The 19,874-nt window shown below is 54.8% G+C and carries 1 protein-coding gene (only partly in view); it reads right to left on the bottom strand.

Annotated features, from left to right (window positions below; genetic code table 11):
- A protein-coding gene (locus ACO08I_RS19770) for an SdrD B-like domain-containing protein (protein ID WP_421946862.1) crosses the window boundary here: on the bottom strand, window positions 1–19,874 show its 5' portion. Its footprint begins 7,324 nt before the window's first position; 19,874 of the gene's 27,198 nt are visible here — the first part of the coding sequence; its start codon is at window positions 19,872–19,874; its stop codon lies off the left edge, out of view.

Genomic DNA, 19,874 nt, shown 5'->3' with positions numbered 1-19,874 from the left:
TAAGTACCGGTTGCGCCAGTATTTGCCACCCAGGTATTTCCTGCCGGGTTGTTGGCATTCACCAGTATAGTCGCCGTAAACACATCATCAGACGGATCTGATGGTGTACCATTATCGTCGCACTTCGTCAGCACAAGCTCAGGCAGGATACCACACTCCTCGGAGCAGGTTGCCGGCGGATCAAGTGTAACAGAAGCCTGACAATCCGGGTCTCCAAGGTCTGTAACCGTTACTTCGATTGGGCCATCAGCGATTGCGTACGGGCCTACATTTGCCGCAAGGATTTGACCACCGCCATAGCTCACGCTCGGTACAGCGACCTCTCCGTTCACGCTTACGCTAAAGCCACCGCTGAGGTTATTGCCTCCGGCTTTGACGGTGAAGAAGAACAGGTCGTCACTTGGGTCAGATGGCGTGCCGTTGTCATCACAAACCGTAGAAGATTGAGTGATTTGAATAGCACAGTCATTGGAACAAGGCTCAGGTGCTTCTACAACCGCCATGGTCAGGCAGCCATTTACATCCTCATCGTTGACCATAAACGTCTGATCACCTATCTGAGCAATGCTGTATGGGCCGAAGGTTACAGGTTCGCCGTAGCTTCCCGACACCTCTGCACCATTGATCATAGTCGTCCAGGTTGTGCCTGCACCACCGTTATTAACCACTTCGAGCGTGAAGCTGTACACATCATCAGTTGGGTCTGAGGAGGTACCGTTGTCATCACAGGTAATATCCGTAATGATCACTTCAATGTCGCAGTCCACATTGACCTCAACACCGTCGCCATCGTCTTCGTCACCGTTGTCATCGTCAACGTCACCATCGCCATCGGTATCCACTCCGTTGTCTGGCGTGGAGTCGATGTCATCCTCGTTCGCATTGGTCACTTCTGCCAGGTTGATATAATCACCGGTCAGGTTAACTGTTGCTGTGATGGTCAGGCTGACTGATTCGCCAGCTGCCAGTGTTCCAACCTCCCAGTCACCTGTGGAAGCGTCGTATGCACCGTTACCGGAGTCGCTATTGTAAGTGTAGCCTGAAGGCAATTGGTCGGTAACCACAACACCGGTGGCTTCACTTGGTCCCTGGTTGACCAGATCAATCTGGAAAGTTACAAGGTCACCAGCTTCTACGTTGCTGCTGCCCAGGATGCTCTTTTCGAGCTCCAGGTCAATGACCACATCGATTTCCACTTCCGCGCTATCCTCATCGTCTTCCGACTGGTCGCCGTCGTCGTTGTCTGGCGTGGAGTCCACATCGTCCTCGTTCGCAGAAGCCACTTCAGCGATGTTAAAGTAATCTCCATCAGCATTGACGGTTGCCAGGATAACCAGTGTCCGCTCCACACCCGGAGGGGTGTTTGGCACTTGCCAGATGCCGGTGGCTGCATCATAGTTACCTCCGCCAGACTGTACGAAGTTATAGCCACTTGGCAGGTTGTCACGTACCGTGATACCGGTTGCATTATCTGGTCCCTGGTTGATCAGGGTCAGCGTGAAGGCCACCGTTTCACCAACGGTTGGATTCGGGTTGTCTACCACTTTCGTCAGCTCAAGGTCAATGAGTTTCTGAACGTTAACAGGCACGCCGTCACCATCGTCTTCATCATCCGGGTCGTTCTGTACGTTGTTATCTCCATCGGTATCTACTCCATTATCAGGGGTAGAATCAATATCGTCTTCATTAGCGTCTACTACTTCAGCCAGGTTGAGGTGGTTGCCACCGAATTTCACTTCCGCAGTAATCAGCAGCGTCACCATTTCACCTGCGGGCAGTGTGCCAATGTTCCACAATCCTGTGTTTGCATTGTAGTCACCTTGGTCCGCTGAGAAGCCGGTGTAGATATAACCACTTGGAAGCTTATCTTCAACGACCACACCGGTGGCGGTACTTGGTCCCTGGTTCACCACTTCAATCGTAAAGGTGATTTCCTCACCAATAACCGGGAACTGATTGTTGATTCGCTTGTCCAGCTCAAGGTCGATGATCGGGTTTGGAGTCGTCTCCGCGCTGTCCTCATCGTCCTCCGACTGGTCGCCGTCGTCGTTGTCTGGTGTAGAGTCTATATCGTCTTCGTTCGCTTCGCTCACTTCGGCTACGTTGAAGTAGTCGCCTGTGGCGTTAACGCTTGCTGTAATCTCTAAGCTTACGGACGCGCCGTTGGCCAAATCACCGATTGTCCAGATGCCCGTGGCGTCATCGTACGCGCCGTTGCTGCTTACAAAAGTGTAGCCGCTTGGAAGGTTGTCCCGCACCGCTACGCCCGTGGCGTCGCTTGGGCCCTGGTTCTCTACCGTGACCGTGAAGGTCACTTCCTCACCGACGTTCGGCGTGGCGTTGTCCACTACTTTCGTCAGCTCAAGGTCGATGATCGGGTTTGGAGTAGTCTCCGCGCTGTCCTCGTCGTCCTCAGACTGGTCGCCGTCGTCGTTGTCTGGTGTAGAGTCGGTATCGTCTTCGTTCGCTTCGCTCACTTCGGCTACGTTGAAGTAGTCGCCTGTGGCGTTAACACTTGCTGTAATCTCTAAGCTTACGGACGCGCCGTTGGCCAGATCACCGATTGTCCAGATGCCCGTGGCGTCATCGTACGCGCCGTTGCTGCTCACGAACGTGTAGCCGCTTGGCAGGTTGTCACGCACCGCTACGCCGGTGGCATCGCTTGGGCCCTGGTTCTCTACCGTGACCGTGAAGGTCACTTCCTCACCGACGTTCGGCGTGGCGTTGTCCACTACTTTGGTCAGCTCAAGGTCGATGATCGGGTTTGGAGTAGTCTCCGCGCTGTCCTCATCGTCCTCCGACTGGTCGCCGTCGTCGTTGTCTGGTGTAGAGTCTATATCGTCTTCGTTCGCTTCGCTCACTTCGGCTACGTTGAAGTAGTCGCCTGTGGCGTTAACGCTTGCTGTAATCTCTAAGCTTACGGACGCGCCGTTGGCCAGATCACCGATTGTCCAGATGCCCGTGGCGTCATCGTACGCGCCGTTGCTGCTTACAAAGGTGTAGCCGCTTGGCAGGTTGTCACGCACCGCTACGCCGGTGGCATCGCTTGGGCCCTGGTTCTCTACCGTGACCGTGAAGGTCACTTCCTCACCGACGTTCGGCGTGGCGTTGTCCACTACTTTGGTCAGCTCAAGGTCGATGATCGGGTTTGGAGTAGTCTCCGCGCTGTCCTCATCGTCCTCCGACTGGTCGCCGTCGTCGTTGTCTGGTGTAGAGTCTATATCGTCTTCGTTCGCTTCGCTCACTTCGGCTACGTTGAAGTAGTCGCCTGTGGCGTTAACGCTTGCTGTAATCTCTAAGCTTACGGACGCGCCGTTGGCCAGATCACCGATTGTCCAGATGCCCGTGGCGTCATCGTACGCGCCGTTGCTGCTTACAAAGGTGTAGCCGCTTGGAAGGTTGTCCCGAACCGCTACGCCGGTGGCATCGCTTGGGCCCTGGTTCTCTACCGTGACCGTGAAGGTCACTTCCTCACCGACGTTCGGCGTGGCGTTGTCCACTACTTTCGTCAGCTCAAGGTCGATGATTGGGTTCGGAGTCGTCTCCGCGCTGTCCTCGTCGTCCTCCGACTGGTCGCCGTCGTCGTTGTCTGGTGTCGAGTCGGTATCGTCTTCGTTCGCTTCGCTCACTTCGGCTACGTTGAAGTAGTCGCCTGTGGCGTTCACGCTTGCTGTAATCTCTAAGCTTACGGAGGCGCCGTTGGCCAAATCGCCGATTGTCCAGATGCCGGTGGCGTCATCGTACGCGCCGTTGCTGCTTACAAAGGTGTAGCCGCTTGGAAGGTTGTCCCGAACCGCTACGCCGGTGGCATCGCTTGGGCCCTGGTTCTCAACGGTGATCGTGAAGGTCACTTCTTCGCCTACGTTCGGCGTGGCGTTGTCCACTACTTTGGTCAGCTCAAGGTCGATGATTGGGTTTGGAGTCGTCTCCGCGCTGTCCTCATCGTCCTCCGACTGGTCGCCGTCGTCGTTGTCTGGTGTCGAGTCGGTATCGTCTTCGTTCGCTTCGCTCACTTCGGCTACGTTGAAGTAGTCGCCTGTGGCGTTCACTGAAGCCGTGATCTCTAAGCTTACGGACGCGCCGTTAGCCAGATCACCGATTGTCCAGATGCCGGTGGCGTCGTTGTACGCGCCGTTGCTGCTTACAAAGGTGTAGCCGCTTGGAAGGTTGTCCCGAACCGCTACGCCGGTGGCGTCGCTTGGGCCCTGGTTCTCTACCGTGACCGTGAAGGTCACTTCCTCACCGACGTTCGGCGTGGCGTTGTCCACTACTTTCGTCAGCTCAAGGTCGATGATTGGGTTCGGAGTCGTCTCCGCGCTGTCCTCATCGTCCTCCGACTGGTCGCCGTCGTCGTTGTCTGGTGTAGAGTCTATATCGTCTTCGTTCGCTTCGCTCACTTCGGCTACGTTGAAGTAGTCGCCTGTGGCGTTCACGCTTGCTGTAATCTCTAAGCTTACGGACGCGCCGTTGGCCAGATCACCGATTGTCCAGATGCCGGTGGCGTCATCGTACGCGCCGTTGCTGCTTACAAAGGTGTAGCCGCTTGGAAGGTTGTCGCGCACCGCTACGCCGGTGGCGTCGCTTGGGCCCTGGTTCTCTACCGTGACCGTGAAGGTCACTTCCTCACCGACGTTCGGCGTGGCGTTGTCCACTACTTTCGTCAGCTCAAGGTCGATGATTGGGTTTGGAGTCGTCTCCGCGCTGTCCTCGTCGTCCTCCGACTGGTCGCCGTCGTCGTTGTCTGGCGTCGAGTCGGTATCGTCTTCGTTCGCTTCGCTCACTTCGGCTACGTTGAAGTAGTCGCCTGTGGCGTTAACGCTTGCTGTAATCTCTAAGCTTACGGACGCGCCGTTGGCCAAATCGCCGATTGTCCAGATGCCCGTGGCGTCGTTGTACGCGCCGTTGCTGCTTACAAAGGTGTAGCCGCTTGGAAGGTTGTCCCGCACCGCTACGCCGGTGGCGTCGCTTGGGCCATGGTTCTCTACCGTGACCGTGAAGGTCACTTCCTCACCGACGTTCGGCGTGGCGTTGTCCACTACTTTCGTCAGCTCAAGGTCGATGATTGGGTTCGGAGTCGTCTCCGCGCTGTCCTCGTCGTCCTCCGACTGGTCGCCGTCGTCGTTATTTGGTGTGGAGTCGGTATCGTCTTCGTTCGCTTCGCTCACTTCGGCTACGTTGAAGTAGTCGCCTGTGGCGTTCACGCTTGCTGTAATCTCTAAGCTTACGGACGCGCCGTTGGCCAAATCACCGATTGTCCAGATACCCGTGGCGTCATCGTACGCGCCGTTGCTGCTTACAAAGGTGTAGCCGCTTGGAAGGTTGTCACGCACCGCTACGCCGGTGGCGTCGCTTGGGCCCTGGTTCTCTACCGTGACCGTGAAGGTCACTTCCTCACCGACGTTCGGCGTGGCGTTGTCCACTACTTTGGTCAGCTCAAGGTCGATGATTGGGTTCGGAGTCGTCTCCGCGCTGTCCTCGTCGTCCTCCGACTGGTCGCCGTCGTCGTTGTCTGGTGTCGAGTCGGTATCGTCTTCGTTCGCTTCGCTCACTTCGGCTACGTTGAAGTAGTCGCCTGTGGCGTTCACTGAAGCCGTGATCTCTAAGCTTACGGACGCGCCGTTGGCCAAATCGCCGATTGTCCAGATGCCGGTGGCGTCATCGTACGCGCCGTTGCTGCTTACAAAGGTGTAGCCGCTTGGAAGGTTGTCCCGAACCGCTACGCCGGTGGCATCGCTTGGGCCCTGGTTCTCTACCGTGACCGTAAAGGTCACTTCCTCACCGACGTTCGGCGTAGCGTTGTCCACTACTTTCGTCAGCTCAAGGTCGATGATCGGGTTTGGAGTCGTCTCCGCGCTGTCCTCGTCGTCCTCCGACTGGTCGCCGTCGTCGTTATTTGGTGTGGAGTCGGTATCGTCTTCGTTCGCTTCGCTCACTTCGGCTACGTTGAAGTAGTCGCCTGTGGCGTTCACTGAAGCCGTGATCTCTAAGCTTACGGACGCGCCGTTGGCCAGATCGCCGATTGTCCAGATGCCCGTGGCGTCATCGTACGCGCCGTTGCTGCTCACGAACGTGTAGCCGCTTGGAAGGTTGTCGCGCACCGCTACGCCGGTGGCGTCGCTTGGGCCCTGGTTCTCTACCGTGACCGTGAAGGTCACTTCCTCACCGACGTTCGGCGTGGCGTTGTCCACTACTTTCGTCAGCTCAAGGTCGATGATTGGGTTTGGAGTCGTCTCCGCGCTGTCCTCGTCGTCCTCCGACTGGTCGCCGTCGTCGTTGTCTGGTGTAGAGTCTATATCGTCTTCGTTCGCTTCGCTCACTTCGGCTACGTTGAAGTAGTCGCCTGTGGCGTTAACGCTTGCTGTAATCTCTAAGCTTACGGACGCGCCGTTGGCCAAATCGCCGATTGTCCAGATGCCGGTGGCGTCGTTGTACGCGCCGTTGCTGCTTACAAAGGTGTAGCCGCTTGGAAGGTTGTCCCGCACCGCTACGCCGGTGGCGTCGCTTGGGCCCTGGTTCTCTACCGTGACCGTGAAGGTCACTTCCTCGCCTACGTTCGGCGTGGCGTTGTCCACTACTTTGGTCAGCTCAAGGTCGATGATCGGGTTTGGAGTGGTCTCCGCGCTGTCCTCGTCGTCCTCAGACTGGTCGCCGTCGTCGTTGTCTGGTGTGGAGTCGGTATCGTCTTCGTTCGCTTCGCTCACTTCGGCTACGTTGAAGTAGTCGCCTGTGGCGTTCACTGAAGCCGTAATCTCTATGCTTACGGACGCGCCGTTGGCCAGATCGCCGATTGTCCAGATGCCCGTGGCGTCATCGTACGCGCCGTTGCTGCTCACAAATGTGTAGCCGCTTGGAAGGTTGTCCCGAACCGCTACGCCGGTGGCGTCGCTTGGGCCCTGGTTCTCTACCGTGACCGTAAAGGTGACTTCCTCGCCTACGTTCGGCGTGGCGTTGTCCACTACTTTCGTCAGCTCAAGGTCGATCAACTGCAGGTCTCCGCAATCCTCATCTGTATCTTCAGGCGTTCCATCATTATTCAGGTCGATTTCAGCTTCATTAAATAAGCCTTCTCCAGATTGTGGTGTACCCGTGGTGGCTCCACATGCCGTATAAATATCATCACCCTGCCCATCGCTTACATTGTAGGCAATATTGACAGTGAGCGTATACAGATGTGTGGTATTGGCAGCAATACTTTGATCATCAGCAAGTGTCCATGGACCATTACCAGTCAGCGTACCAGAGGTATTGCCGGCTGCATTGCTGGTGTATGCAGCTCCGGTGATTGTGATGTCATCGTCAAAACCGGGCGTATCCAACAAGTCGTATGCACCTGCTGCTCCTCCGCTATTAGCCACCGATACTTCATAAGTCACAGTATAAACGCCGTTGCTTTGCTGAACTGCACTGATAAAGTTTTTCTCCAGTTCAATAGCTGGCAAATCGCCGCATGCCTGATCTGTAAATTCTGGTGTCCCGTCATTATTTAAGTCAAGTCCGGCAAGGTTAAACAAGCCTTCACCTGCCTGTGGCGTACCAGTTGCACTGCCACAACCTGTGTAAGTATTGTTGCCTACCTGATCGGTCATGCTGATACCCACATTAACCAGGATATTGTACACATGAGATACGCCATTACCAATGATCTGATCCTCTGCAAGGCTGTACACACTGCCACTCAACGTACCACCTGTATTGCCAGGAGCATCACTGGTGAAGCTTGCACTATTGATTGTAATGTCATCATCAAAGCCCGGTGTATCTTCCAGGTCATAAGTTGTGATACCACCCGTGTTTTCAACGGTCACCTGATAGGTAACATCAAAGCTGCCATCCGGCTGCTGCACCGCACTAACAAACGATTTGTCAAGTGTGATGACAGGTGGTGCCACAAAACCAGCATCATTTGAATTATCCGTTTCTCCTGTCTCAAGTGAGATGATACCGGTCATACCTGCGACAGCATCACTGTCTACTTCATCATTAACGCCCTCATTGTCAGGGCTGGCAGTAAAGCCGGTTGGTGTGGTAAACATCACCTTATAGTCACCCGGGGTCAGCTCAGTAAAGCTGTAAAAGCCATTAAAGTCAGTAGATGTTGTTTCCAGCACGTTGTCATCAGCATCCAGGAGTTTGACTTCCGCCCCTTCGATACCGGGTTCATTGCTATCCTGAATACCATCGGCGTCGAGGTCACTCCATACGTAGTCCCCAATGCTTGCGCAGAGGTCCTGATTTACGGTAATGGTCACTTCGTCCGTTTCATCGATAGTCATACCGGTATTGACGCCGTTGAAGATGACGTCTGCCATATCCGAAGCGATATTGGTAGTCGTTTCATTATACACAACGGTATAGACCCAAACGAACTCTTCGTCGTTTACGCCATCACCATCCTCATCCATGAAATCCACGCATCCATCGCCGTCAGCATCAGTCCCAATAAAGAAGGCATCGCCAGGCATTAGGTCTTCAGGCAGGTTGGAGTCGTCCACACTTACATTGCAAAGTTCAATACCCGGTGCACCACCAATCAAACGAGTAGTGAGGGTAAAGGTGACTTCCTCGCCGGCACAAATTTCTGTCTTATCGGCAGTTTTCTCGATATTGATATCGAGGCCGATATAGTGAGATGGATCTTCATCGGTCACTGTTGTAAGCACAGGGTTTCCATCTGCACCGACCGGTTGTCCTGTTACGGTGGCGAGGTTCATGTATTGCCACAGACCAGCTTCTGCTGAAATCATAAAGGTTTCAGACTCACCAGGCGCAAGGCTGGCAATTGTGCCTACCATGCCTTCCTGATCATCTACGACCTCCAGGTCGACCAGAGTTGTGTTACCTGTATTAGTCACTACGTAAGTCCAGGTTACGGTCGCCTCTCCGGTAGGCTGACGGTTGTCATCCGTTGGGACAAAAACGATCACAGATTGCTCTGGCGTATCCGCATCCTGCCCGTTGGTGGCTTTCTCAATATCTACAGATGCCTGCAGCGGGAAGTAGCCTGCATCAATATCAGGCTCATTTTCACCGCTAGTCAGAGTTACGACGTCAGAATTGCCCGTGCTAAAGTTAGCGTCGCTATCATTGCTGCCTTCATCGTCGGCTTCGCCGTTCACATTCTCACCCGTCAGCTCCTGTGTGGCATTAGGGTTATTGAAGTTAACGATATAGTCACCGGGGATCAGGTTAGTAAAGCTGTAAAGCCCGTCTGTACCTGTAGTGATAGCGAACACGGCGTTGCCATCGGCATCCGTTACCGGGTTGCCGGCTGCATCTGTCAGGGATACCGTTACGCCGGAAACACCAGGCTCTCCACTGTCCTGCAGACCATTGCCATTTTCATCCAGGAATACAAAGTCTCCAATGGAAGCCGGGGCGTAGAAGCCTGCATCAATCGTGGTGATATTGTCTCCGTTATTGACGGTCACGATCTGGCTGATCCCCCCTACAGCATCGCTGTCCATGGCATCATCTCCAACATTATCTAATGTAGGATTAAAGCCGGTTGGCGTACCAAACTGTACCTGATAATCACCAGGGATCAGCCCTGTGAACTGGTAGAAGCCGTTCATATCAGTAGCTGTAGTTCCGACTTCAACTCCATTCTCATCTTGTAAGCTAACCGGCACGCCTTCGATACCCGGCTCTCCGCTGTCTTGTACTCCATCGCGGTCGAGGTCTTCCCAGACAAAGTCTCCAATGCTTGCACACTGATTCGGGTCAATGGTAACCGTTACCATATCCACATCGATACAACCATTCGCATCCGTTACGGTCACGAAGTAATCTGTCGTTTCAGTTGGCGTAACGGTGATACCTGCGGTTGTAGCATTGGTGCTCCAGGTATAAGTATAGGGTGCGGTGCCGTTCATGCCGGAAGCCATAAGGCTTATGGACTGCCCCAGGCATACAGTTACGTCATCACCGGCATCAGCTACGGGTAGCGGATTGACGGTGACCATTACTTCGTCTATATCTTCACAGCCGTTGTTATCGGTCACGGTAACCTGGTAGGTTGTGGTAACCGTTGGATTAACTGTAATTTCGGCTGTTGTTTCGTTCGTGCTCCAAAGGTAAGTGTACGGAGCAGTGCCATTGGTGGCTGATGCAATCAGCTCTTGACTTTCACCCAGGCAGATTGCCGTATCCTCTCCGGCATCAGCTACCGGAGTTTCAAAGATAGTTACGGTACCTGTAGCCACGGCTTCGCAACCATTGCCATCAGTAACCGTCACGGTGTAGGTAGCGGTAATCGCTGTAGATACCGTTATGCTTGCTGTTGTTTCCGAGGTTTCCCACTCAAAAGTAAACGGAGTAGTACCGCCTGAAACGCTTGCCGTGAGGCTAACCTCCTCATCCGGGCATGCAGATGGGCTGTTCACCATGACCTGTGGGCCTCCGATATTCTGTACAGCAGTGCTTGAGGTGGTCTGACAACCATTCGCATCCGTTACTGTAACAAAGTAATCGCCTGCCAGCAGGTCTGTGACCATAGCCGTGGTTCCCCCATTGCTCCAATTGTAGGTGTATGGTTCTGTACCACCAGCTGCATCGACGGATACCGACCCATTAGCATCTCCACAAGTGGAAGCTACGCTGCCTGTAATTGCGGTTAAGTTATCCGGCTGATCGATGACTACCGTTTCCTCTGCGGCACATCCATTAGCATCGGTTACGGTTACTTCGTAAGTACCGGCCAGGAGCCCGTTAATATCCTCGGTAATTGCACCGTTACTCCAAATGTAGGTATAAGGCGCTGTACCGCCGGTTACTTCCAGGTTAGCCGAGCCGGTAGCATTGCCGAAGCAGTCTACGTCCTCACCCATAATCGTCAGGGCGAGTACCGCCGGTTCTTCAATCAGAATCTGATCAAACGCCTGGCATCCGTTCGCATCCGTTACAGTTACACTGTAGGTATCCGCAACGAGATCCGTAATATCTTGTGTAGTAGCGTTGTTGCTCCATGCGTAAGTGTATGGAGCAGTACCGCCGGTCACCGTCAGATCAGCAGCACCTGTTGCATTGCCGAAACAATCCACGTCCTGACCTGCAATAGAAAGCTCCAATTGCTCCGGCTGAGTAACTGTGGTTTGTATGGTGGCTTCGCAGCCGTTATTGTCCGTAACGGTCACGCTGTAGTTGCCGGCCGCTACGTTGTTCAGGTCTTCTGTCGTTGCATTGTTACTCCACATAAAGGTGAATGGAGCGGTACCGCCGTTTACAGTCAAATCAACGCTGCCCGTTGGCTTTTCAAAACAGTCAGGGCTCGTTGGGACGATGACAAGCTCAGGAGCACTTTCGTCTACGATTGTAGTGCTAGCTATAGCCGTACAGTTGTTCGCGTCTGTCACTGTCACCGTGTAGGTGCCCGCCATCAGGCCGCTTACCATCGCTGTCTGATCGCCTGTGCTCCATACGTAGGTGTAAGGCATCGTGCCGCCTGTCGCTGTCGCTGTAACGCTGCCGTTCGCTGCGCCGCAGGTAGAGGATACGCTTGTCGCGCCGGCCTCAAGCTCCGTGGGCTCGTTGATCGTGATGCTCTCTATCGCTTCGCAACCGTTCGCGTCCGTCACCGTCACTTCGTAAGTGCCTGCTGCCAGGTTGTCTATATTTTGAGCCGTGGCGTTGTTGCTCCATGCATAAGTATACGGTGCCGTGCCGCCGCTGACGCTCAGATCGGCTGAGCCGGTGGCGTTGCCGAAGCAGTCTACGTCTTCGCCGGAGATGCTCAGGCTCAATGCAGACGGCTCGTTGATCGTGATGCTCTCTATCGCTTCGCAACCGTTCGCGTCCGTCACCGTCACTTCGTAAGTGCCTGCTGCCAGGTTGTCTATATTTTGAACCGTGGCGTTGTTGCTCCATGCATAAGTGTATGGTGCCGTGCCGCCGCTGACGCTCAGATCGGCTGAGCCGGTGGCGTTGCCGAAGCAGTCTACGTCCTGGCCAGAGATGCTCAGGCTCAATGCAGACGGCTCGCTGACCGTCGTGCTTGCGGTGGCTTCGCAGCCGTTGTTGTCCGTCACGGTCACGCTGTAGTCGCCCGCCGCTACGTTGTTCAGATCTTCCGTCGTTGCGCCGTTGCTCCACTCATAGCTGAATGGGGCCGTGCCGCCGTTCACCGTCAGGCTTACGCCCCCTGTGGAGGCGCCGAAGCAGTCTACGTCAGTCGCGCTGATCGCAAGGGTCGGCGCGCCTTCGTCGGAGATGGTCGCGGTGGCCGTAGCCGTACAGTTGTTCGCGTCTGTTACCGTCACCGTGTAGGTGCCCGCCATCAGGCCGCTTACCATCGCTGTCTGATCGCCTGTGCTCCATACGTAGGTGTAAGGCATCGTGCCGCCTGTCGCTGTCGCTGTAACGCTGCCGTTCGCTGCGCCGCAGGTAGAGGATATACTTGTCGCGCCGGCCTCAAGCTCCGTGGGCTCGTTGATCGTGATGCTCTCTATCGCTTCGCAACCGTTCGCGTCCGTCACCGTCACTTCGTAAGTGCCTGCTGTCAGGTTATCTATATTTTGAGCCGTGGCGTTGTTGCTCCACGCATAAGTATACGGTGCCGTGCCGCCGCTGACGCTCAGATCGGCTGAGCCGGTGGCGTTGCCGAAGCAGTCTACGTCTTCGCCGGAGATGCTCAGGCTCAATGCAGACGGCTCGTTGATCGTGATGCTCTCTATCGCTTCGCAACCGTTCGCGTCCGTTACCGTCACTTCGTAAGTGCCTGCTGTCAGGTTATCTATATTTTGAGCCGTGGCGTTGTTGCTCCATGCATAAGTGTATGGCGCAGTACCGCCGCTGACGCTCAGATCGGCTGAGCCGGTGGCGTTGCCGAAGCAGTCCACGTCTTCACCTGAGATGCTCAGGCTCAATGCAGACGGCTCGCTGACCGTCGTGCTTGCGGTGGCTTCGCAGCCGTTGTTGTCCGTCACGGTCACGCTGTAGGTGCCCGCCGCTACGTTGTTCAGATCTTCCGTCGTTGCGCCGTTGCTCCACTCATAGCTGAAGGGGGCCGTGCCGCCGTTCACCGTCAGGCTTACGCCCCCTGTGGAGGCGCCGAAGCAGTCTACGTCAGTCGCGCTGATCGCAAGGGTCGGCGCGCCTTCGTCGGAGATGGTCGCGGTGGCCGTAGCCGTACAGTTGTTCGCGTCTGTCACTGTCACCGTGTAGGTGCCCGCCATCAGGCCGCTTACCATCGCTGTCTGATCGCCTGTGCTCCATACGTAGGTGTAAGGCATCGTGCCGCCTGTCGCTGTCGCTGTAACGCTGCCGTTCGCTGCGCCGCAGGTAGAGGATACGCTTGTCGCGCCGGCCTCAAGCTCCGTGGGCTCGTTGATCGTGATGCTCTCTATCGCTTCGCAACCGTTCGCGTCCGTCACCGTCACTTCGTAAGTGCCTGCTGTCAGGTTATCTATATTTTGAGCCGTGGCGTTGTTGCTCCACGCATAAGTATACGGTGCCGTGCCGCCGCTGACGCTCAGATCGGCTGAGCCGGTGGCGTTGCCGAAGCAGTCTACGTCTTCGCCGGAGATGCTCAGGCTCAATGCAGACGGCTCGTTGATCGTGATGCTCTCTATCGCTTCGCAACCGTTCGCGTCCGTTACCGTCACTTCGTAAGTGCCTGCTGTCAGGTTATCTATATTTTGAGCCGTGGCGTTGTTGCTCCATGCATAAGTGTATGGTGCCGTGCCGCCGCTGACGCTCAGATCGGCTGAGCCGGTGGCGTTGCCGAAGCAGTCCACGTCTTCACCTGAGATGCTCAGGCTCAATGCAGACGGCTCGCTGACCGTTGTGCTTGCGGTGGCTTCGCAGCCGTTGTTGTCCGTCACGGTCACGCTGTAGGTGCCCGCCGCTACGTTGTTCAGGCCTTCTGTCGTTGCGCCGTTGCTCCACTCATAGCTGAATGGGGCCGTGCCGCCGTTCACCGTCAGGCTTACGCCCCCTGTGGAGGCACCGAAGCAGTCTACGTCAGTCGCGCTGATCGCAAGGGTCGGCGCGCCTTCGTCGGAGATCGTCGCGGTGGCCGTAGCCGTACAGTTGTTCGCGTCTGTTACCGTCACCGTGTAGGTGCCCGCCATCAGGCCGCTTACCATCGCTGTCTGATCGCCTGTGCTCCATACGTAGGTGTAAGGCATCGTGCCGCCTGTCGCTGTCGCTGTAACGCTGCCGTTCGCTGCGCCGCAGGTAGAGGATATACTTGTCGCGCCGGCCTCAAGCTCCGTGGGCTCGTTGATCGTGATGCTCTCTATCGCTTCGCAACCATTCGCGTCCGTCACCGTCACTTCGTAAGTGCCTGCTGTCAGGTTGTCTATATTTTGAGCCGTGGCGTTGTTGCTCCATGCATAAGTGTATGGCGCAGTGCCGCCGCTGACGCTCAGATCGGCTGAGCCGGTGGCGTTGCCGAAGCAGTCTACGTCTTCGCCGGAGATGCTCAGGCTTAGGGCGGACGGCTCGTTAATGGTTACGCTCTTTGTGGCTTCGCAGTTGTTCGCGTCCGTCACCGTCACTTCGTAAGTGCCTGCTGCCAGGTTATCTATATTTTGAGCCGTGGCGTTGTTGCTCCATGCATAAGTGTATGGCGCAGTACCGCCGCTGACGCTCAGATCGGCTGAGCCCGTCGCGTTGCCGAAGCAGTCTACGTCCTGGCCAGAGATGCTCAGGCTCAATGCAGATGGCTCGCTGACCGTTGTGCTTGCGGTGGCTTCGCAGCCGTTGTTGTCCGTCACGGTCACGCTGTAGGTGCCCGCCGCTACGTTGTTCAGGTCTTCTGCCGTTGCGCCGTTGCTCCACTCATAGCTGAATGGGGCCGTGCCGCCGTTCACCGTCAGGCTTACGCCCCCTGTGGAGGCGCCGAAGCAGTCTACGTCAGTCGCGCTGATCGCAAGGGTCGGCGCGCCTTCGTCGGAGATGGTCGCGGTGGCCGTAGCCGTACAGTTGTTCGCGTCTGTCACCGTCACCGTGTAGGTGCCGGCCATCAGGCCGCTTACCATCGCTGTCTGATCGCCCGTGCTCCATACGTAGGTGTAAGGCATCGTGCCGCCTGTCGCTGTCGCTGTAACGCTGCCGTTCGCTGCACCGCAGGTAGAGGATACGCTTGTCGCGCCGGCCTCAAGCTCCGTGGGCTCGTTGATCGTGATGCTCTCTATCGCTTCGCAACCGTTCGCGTCCGTCACCGTCACTTCGTAAGTGCCTGCTGTCAGGTTGTCTATATTTTGAGCCGTGGCGTTGTTGCTCCACGCATAAGTATACGGTGCCGTGCCGCCGCTGACGCTCAGATCAGCTGAGCCGGTCGCGTTGCCGAAGCAGTCTACGTCTTCGCCGGAGATGCTCAGGCTCAATGCAGACGGCTCGTTGATGGTTACGCTCTTTGTGGCTTCGCAGTTGTTCGCGTCCGTCACCGTCACTTCGTAAGTGCCTGCTGCCAGGTTGTCTATATTTTGAACCGTGGCGTTGTTGCTCCATGCATAAGTGTATGGTGCCGTGCCGCCGCTGACGCTCAGATCAGCTGAGCCGGTCGCGTTGCCGAAGCAGTCCACGTCTTCACCTGAGATGCTCAGGCTCAATGCAGACGGCTCGCTGACCGTTGTGCTTGCGGTGGCTTCGCAGCCGTTGTTGTCCGTCACGGTCACGCTGTAGGTGCCCGCCGCTACGTTGTTCAGGCCTTCTGTCGTTGCGCCGTTGCTCCACTCATAGCTGAATGGGGCCGTGCCGCCGTTCACCGTCAGGCTTACGCCTCCTGTGGAGGCGCCGAAGCAGTCTACGTCCGTTGGGCTGATGGCAAGGGTGGGACCGCCCTGATCGGAAATCGTTGTGCTTGCAGTGGCCTGGCAGCCGTTCGCATCCGTTACCGTAACCGTGTAGGTGCCGACCGACAGATTATTGATAACAGCCGTTGTTGCCCCAGTGCTCCAGTCATAAGTGAAAGGCGCGTTACCGCTGGCTACAGCTTCTGCACTACCGTTGGATTCACCGCATGTTGCATCTGTTCCATTTGCAGTAACTGATGGCGGATCATTGACGGTCACAGTTGCTGTTGCTACATCTGTACAGCCATTCGCATCGGTAACAGTCAGGCTATAAGTGGCGGTCTGAGTTGGGGACACTGTAATCTGCGCACTTGTTGATCCGGTGCTCCATTGATAAGTATAGCCCGGTGTACCTGCGGTAGCATTAGCAAAGAGTTCTACAGATTCGCCAACACATATTTCAAGACAGCCGCTTGCCAGTTCTTCTGGCAGCGTAGCACCGGAAAGATTGATATTAAAGTCACCCATGGCACCTCCTATAAGAGCCGGGCCATTTGCAGGTTGGCTATTGATGTTTAGGTTTAGCCAGCCGGAAGCGCCAAACTTACCGGCGTCATTCAGGTTAGCGCCTGTACCGACCTGGAAAGAAGGACCAGCACGATCGAAGGACACCTGTGCGCCTGCCAAGTCGCCGGCACCAGCCATATTCCCTTTGGTGATCGTGTAGTAGTACCAGTCGCTGTTGTCCAAATTGCCTACGCACTGTGTGCTCTCTTTCGGACTTCCCGATGGAGTAGCGTAAGTACGGCCCGCGAATACTACGTTGATATGAAAAATCAGGTTGGCATTCGATTTATTTACGGCTGTGGCGTTCATCACAGCGGTACCGTTCGAATATTCCTTGAAGTCGGTATCTGAAATAGTCCAGTGTTTTTCACTGGTCCAGTTGTTGAGCATATTTCCTGTATAGAATCCGTAAACCAGTGTACCGCAGGTCTTGCTGCTGTTGGACGCAGTGCGGTGGACAACGGGGTCGTCGACACACTCTATATTCGCCAATGGGCCGGTGGTGGTGCCAACTTCTGTCTGTCCTGTTGCGGTACACCCATTCGCATCGGTGACGGTCACAGTGTATATCCCCGCCGACAATCCGGTAAGGTTACTTGTGGTCGCACCGGTGTTCCATAAATAGTAATATGGCGAAGTGCCACCAAAAGGATCAGCAGCCACTGTGCCATTATTAATGGTGCAGCCTGCATCAGTACTAAAAACGCCAACTTCCAGCAAATCACTTTCCGAAACAGCAAAAGAGGCTGCGTCAGAGCAATCACTATTGTTGGTCACTGTTACACTGTAATTTCCAGCCCCAACATTAATGGAAGCAGTTGTCTCACCTGTATTCCAAATGAAGGCAGTCCCTCCACTAGCGGTGAGTGTGGTTGTTCCCCCGGAGCAAACAACATCGCTACCAGTAATTTCAGCTTCCAATCCGCTAAGGATGGTCACCTGATAGTCTTCCACTTCCCCATCATCAGAGGTGTTGCCGGAATTGCAAAAATCACCGGTCGGCCCTTCGTTGGGATCGCTGGTGATGATGAAGCGGGCGAAAGTTGTACCGCAGACTGCATCTACTGGTACCGTAAAGGTGAAAGATTCAGCCCCTGTGGAAGTATTATTAAATGCGCCTTGCTCGAAATCGTCGATCACCTTTTCGTTGGCATCGAAAGTTCCGTTTTGGTTGAAGTCGATCCAGGCAGAGATGTAGGAATCATTGTCATTAGTCGACCATGTGACGGTAACTGATTCAGAAGCGCCCGCTGTTAATCCGGAAGGATTAGTAAAGGTAACGCCGTCATCATCATTATTGCCATCGTTATCATCGCCATCAGCGTTAGCGCTACTCTGGAAATTGTCGTCGCTGTCTACCGTTGCGCCCAGGCGGGTCGGGTTAGCATCGTCGATGTAGTAGCAGATGCTGCCGTATGAATCTGGTGCATCCCCATAGTCTGAGCTCAAAGGCTCCGGGCAATCCACATCCACATAAGTCAGGCCGGCAATAACCCATGACTGCCCGCAACCGCTGCCATTCGGATTTTGGCTACTGCGGGTGTCCACTTCAATGGTTACCGATGAGACAGAACCTGGTACGTTTTGCAGGTTGATTACAGGCGCGGCCTGACAACAATCACCATCCGGGCCGAAGATCGTTGTGGACCCGGTAACACCACCTGCATTGGCACGTATGGTCATGAATCGTCCATCATCAGTAAGCTCTGAGATAGGTAGTAATATGGAAAGGTCGCGTTCCTGATCATCGGTTGGTATAGCAATGCTAAAAGTCTGCAGGTCGCAAAATCCGCTCAGCTCCGTGAACTCACCGGACGAAGCACGCTTAATGGTTGTATTTCTGAAAGCGTAGGCAGTGAGTGACTGCAGGCCGTTTTGGCTACCACAACCGCTCGTTTCAGTATTATGGCTCACACTACCAACTGGCGCAGCGATCAGCCCCCGGTAGACATAAACGCTGGAACTTGTGCCACTGATATCAACCTCAGGCAATATATAATTGGTCCCGCCTGCTGTGACGACGACCTCACTACCCGGGTATTGGTTTTTATATACCACTTCGACCACCGTTTGAAAGACGCCTGCGGTGTTGTTGATAATCACTTCCGCATCTGGATTATCAGAACAATTGGCGCCACTACCGTAGAAATCGATGGTTACATTATCATCACAATCATAGGCCCAGGTATCAGGCGCCGGAGTAGTTGGTACCGGAGGAGTGCCCCCTGGGAAAATGGAAAAGGAAATAGTTTCCTCTGCACATAGCACACCCACTGCATTTGGCAGGGAATATACCTTTACGTTTACCGTATAATTCCCCGCTATTGGATTCCATAGACTGGACCCTCCCGGAGCATTATAAGGTGCTGAGTTCTCGACATTCGTGCTATTGTCATCACCGGTGATCGTGAACCTAACACTGCCTACAAAACCGCTTACGTCAGCTTCAAGGCGGAAGTTCGCAGGCAGTGTGTTGAGATCGAGCATTGCACCATTTGTGATCTCTAAGACATTATTATCGCCATTATCATCGTTGACAAACAAGCCATCGACCGACGCTACACAAGCACAGCTATTCACAATGAATGGTTGAATATTGCTGCTTTGAGGCATGTAAACTTCCATTTGGCTGTCAATGCCTCCCTGTACGGTATTCACCGCCCCTTCTGCAGCCTGGCAGAGGGCATTACAATTGCTGTAGCCGCTAGAGAAGTGCCAGATGGCCTGGTTGATATCCGATTTGGAATAGCCCTGGGCGGGGCCGTTACACATTATCCAATTAATGCGCTCTGCTTCCAGTTCAGAAATTCCAAGGTTACTGACCAGTCCGGTTTCTTTGGTAAACACAACTTCTCCGTAGTCGTACCCGTTATTTGGAGTCGGCTCCGTAAGCTGATGGTCACCACAGTACACCCCTTCTTCCTGTTCAATCTGGCAGTTACTGTTGACGTAACCTATGCAGCCCAGGTAATCATCGTCGAGGTAGATAAAAGTCTGCGGTGCGATGTTATTGCCATTAATGTAAATAGTTTGCCCTTCACAGTTCTGATGTGGAAATACGCCCCCGCCACAGGTTGTATTCCTGGTGTTGGCAGGCAGGCAGGCATGCTTTATCAGAAATGGTTCATCGAAAAAAGCCGAAGCACAACCGTCTTGTTCCCGGACAATCTGAAGGCCTGTAAAACCAGCAGGCACCAGGTTGGAGATTTTGACCATCCCATTGGGAGCCGAAAGGCTGCTATACTGTACCTGTTTTTTCTCCTGAGTCAGGATAACGGTATAGGTTGCGTCCTGCTCCTCATCCTGAACCTGTATGCTGATTTTGCCATCCTGGTTTCCACATGCCGTTTCCTGTGCGGTAGAGACAGCCACAACAACCGGCTGCTCACAGTCAGTGGAAGGCGGAACGAGTGCAGAGCCCATCACAGTCCCCTGCCCCGTAGCAACCTGAATTGAAGAAAAAAGCAGCAAAACATGCAGCCCAAGTACTGTTAGTAGATTTCCGGACACAGGCGACTGAGTGCCATATTCCGTTCTCTTAAGTGTGCAAAGTGGTTTGTTAATGGATAACAT

The organism is Phaeodactylibacter xiamenensis, from assembly GCF_965229835.1.
GTDB lineage: Bacteria > Bacteroidota > Bacteroidia > Chitinophagales > Saprospiraceae > Phaeodactylibacter > Phaeodactylibacter xiamenensis.
Note: the sequence above shows the minus strand (reverse complement) of the source record. Positions and strands in the feature narration are given on the sequence as shown.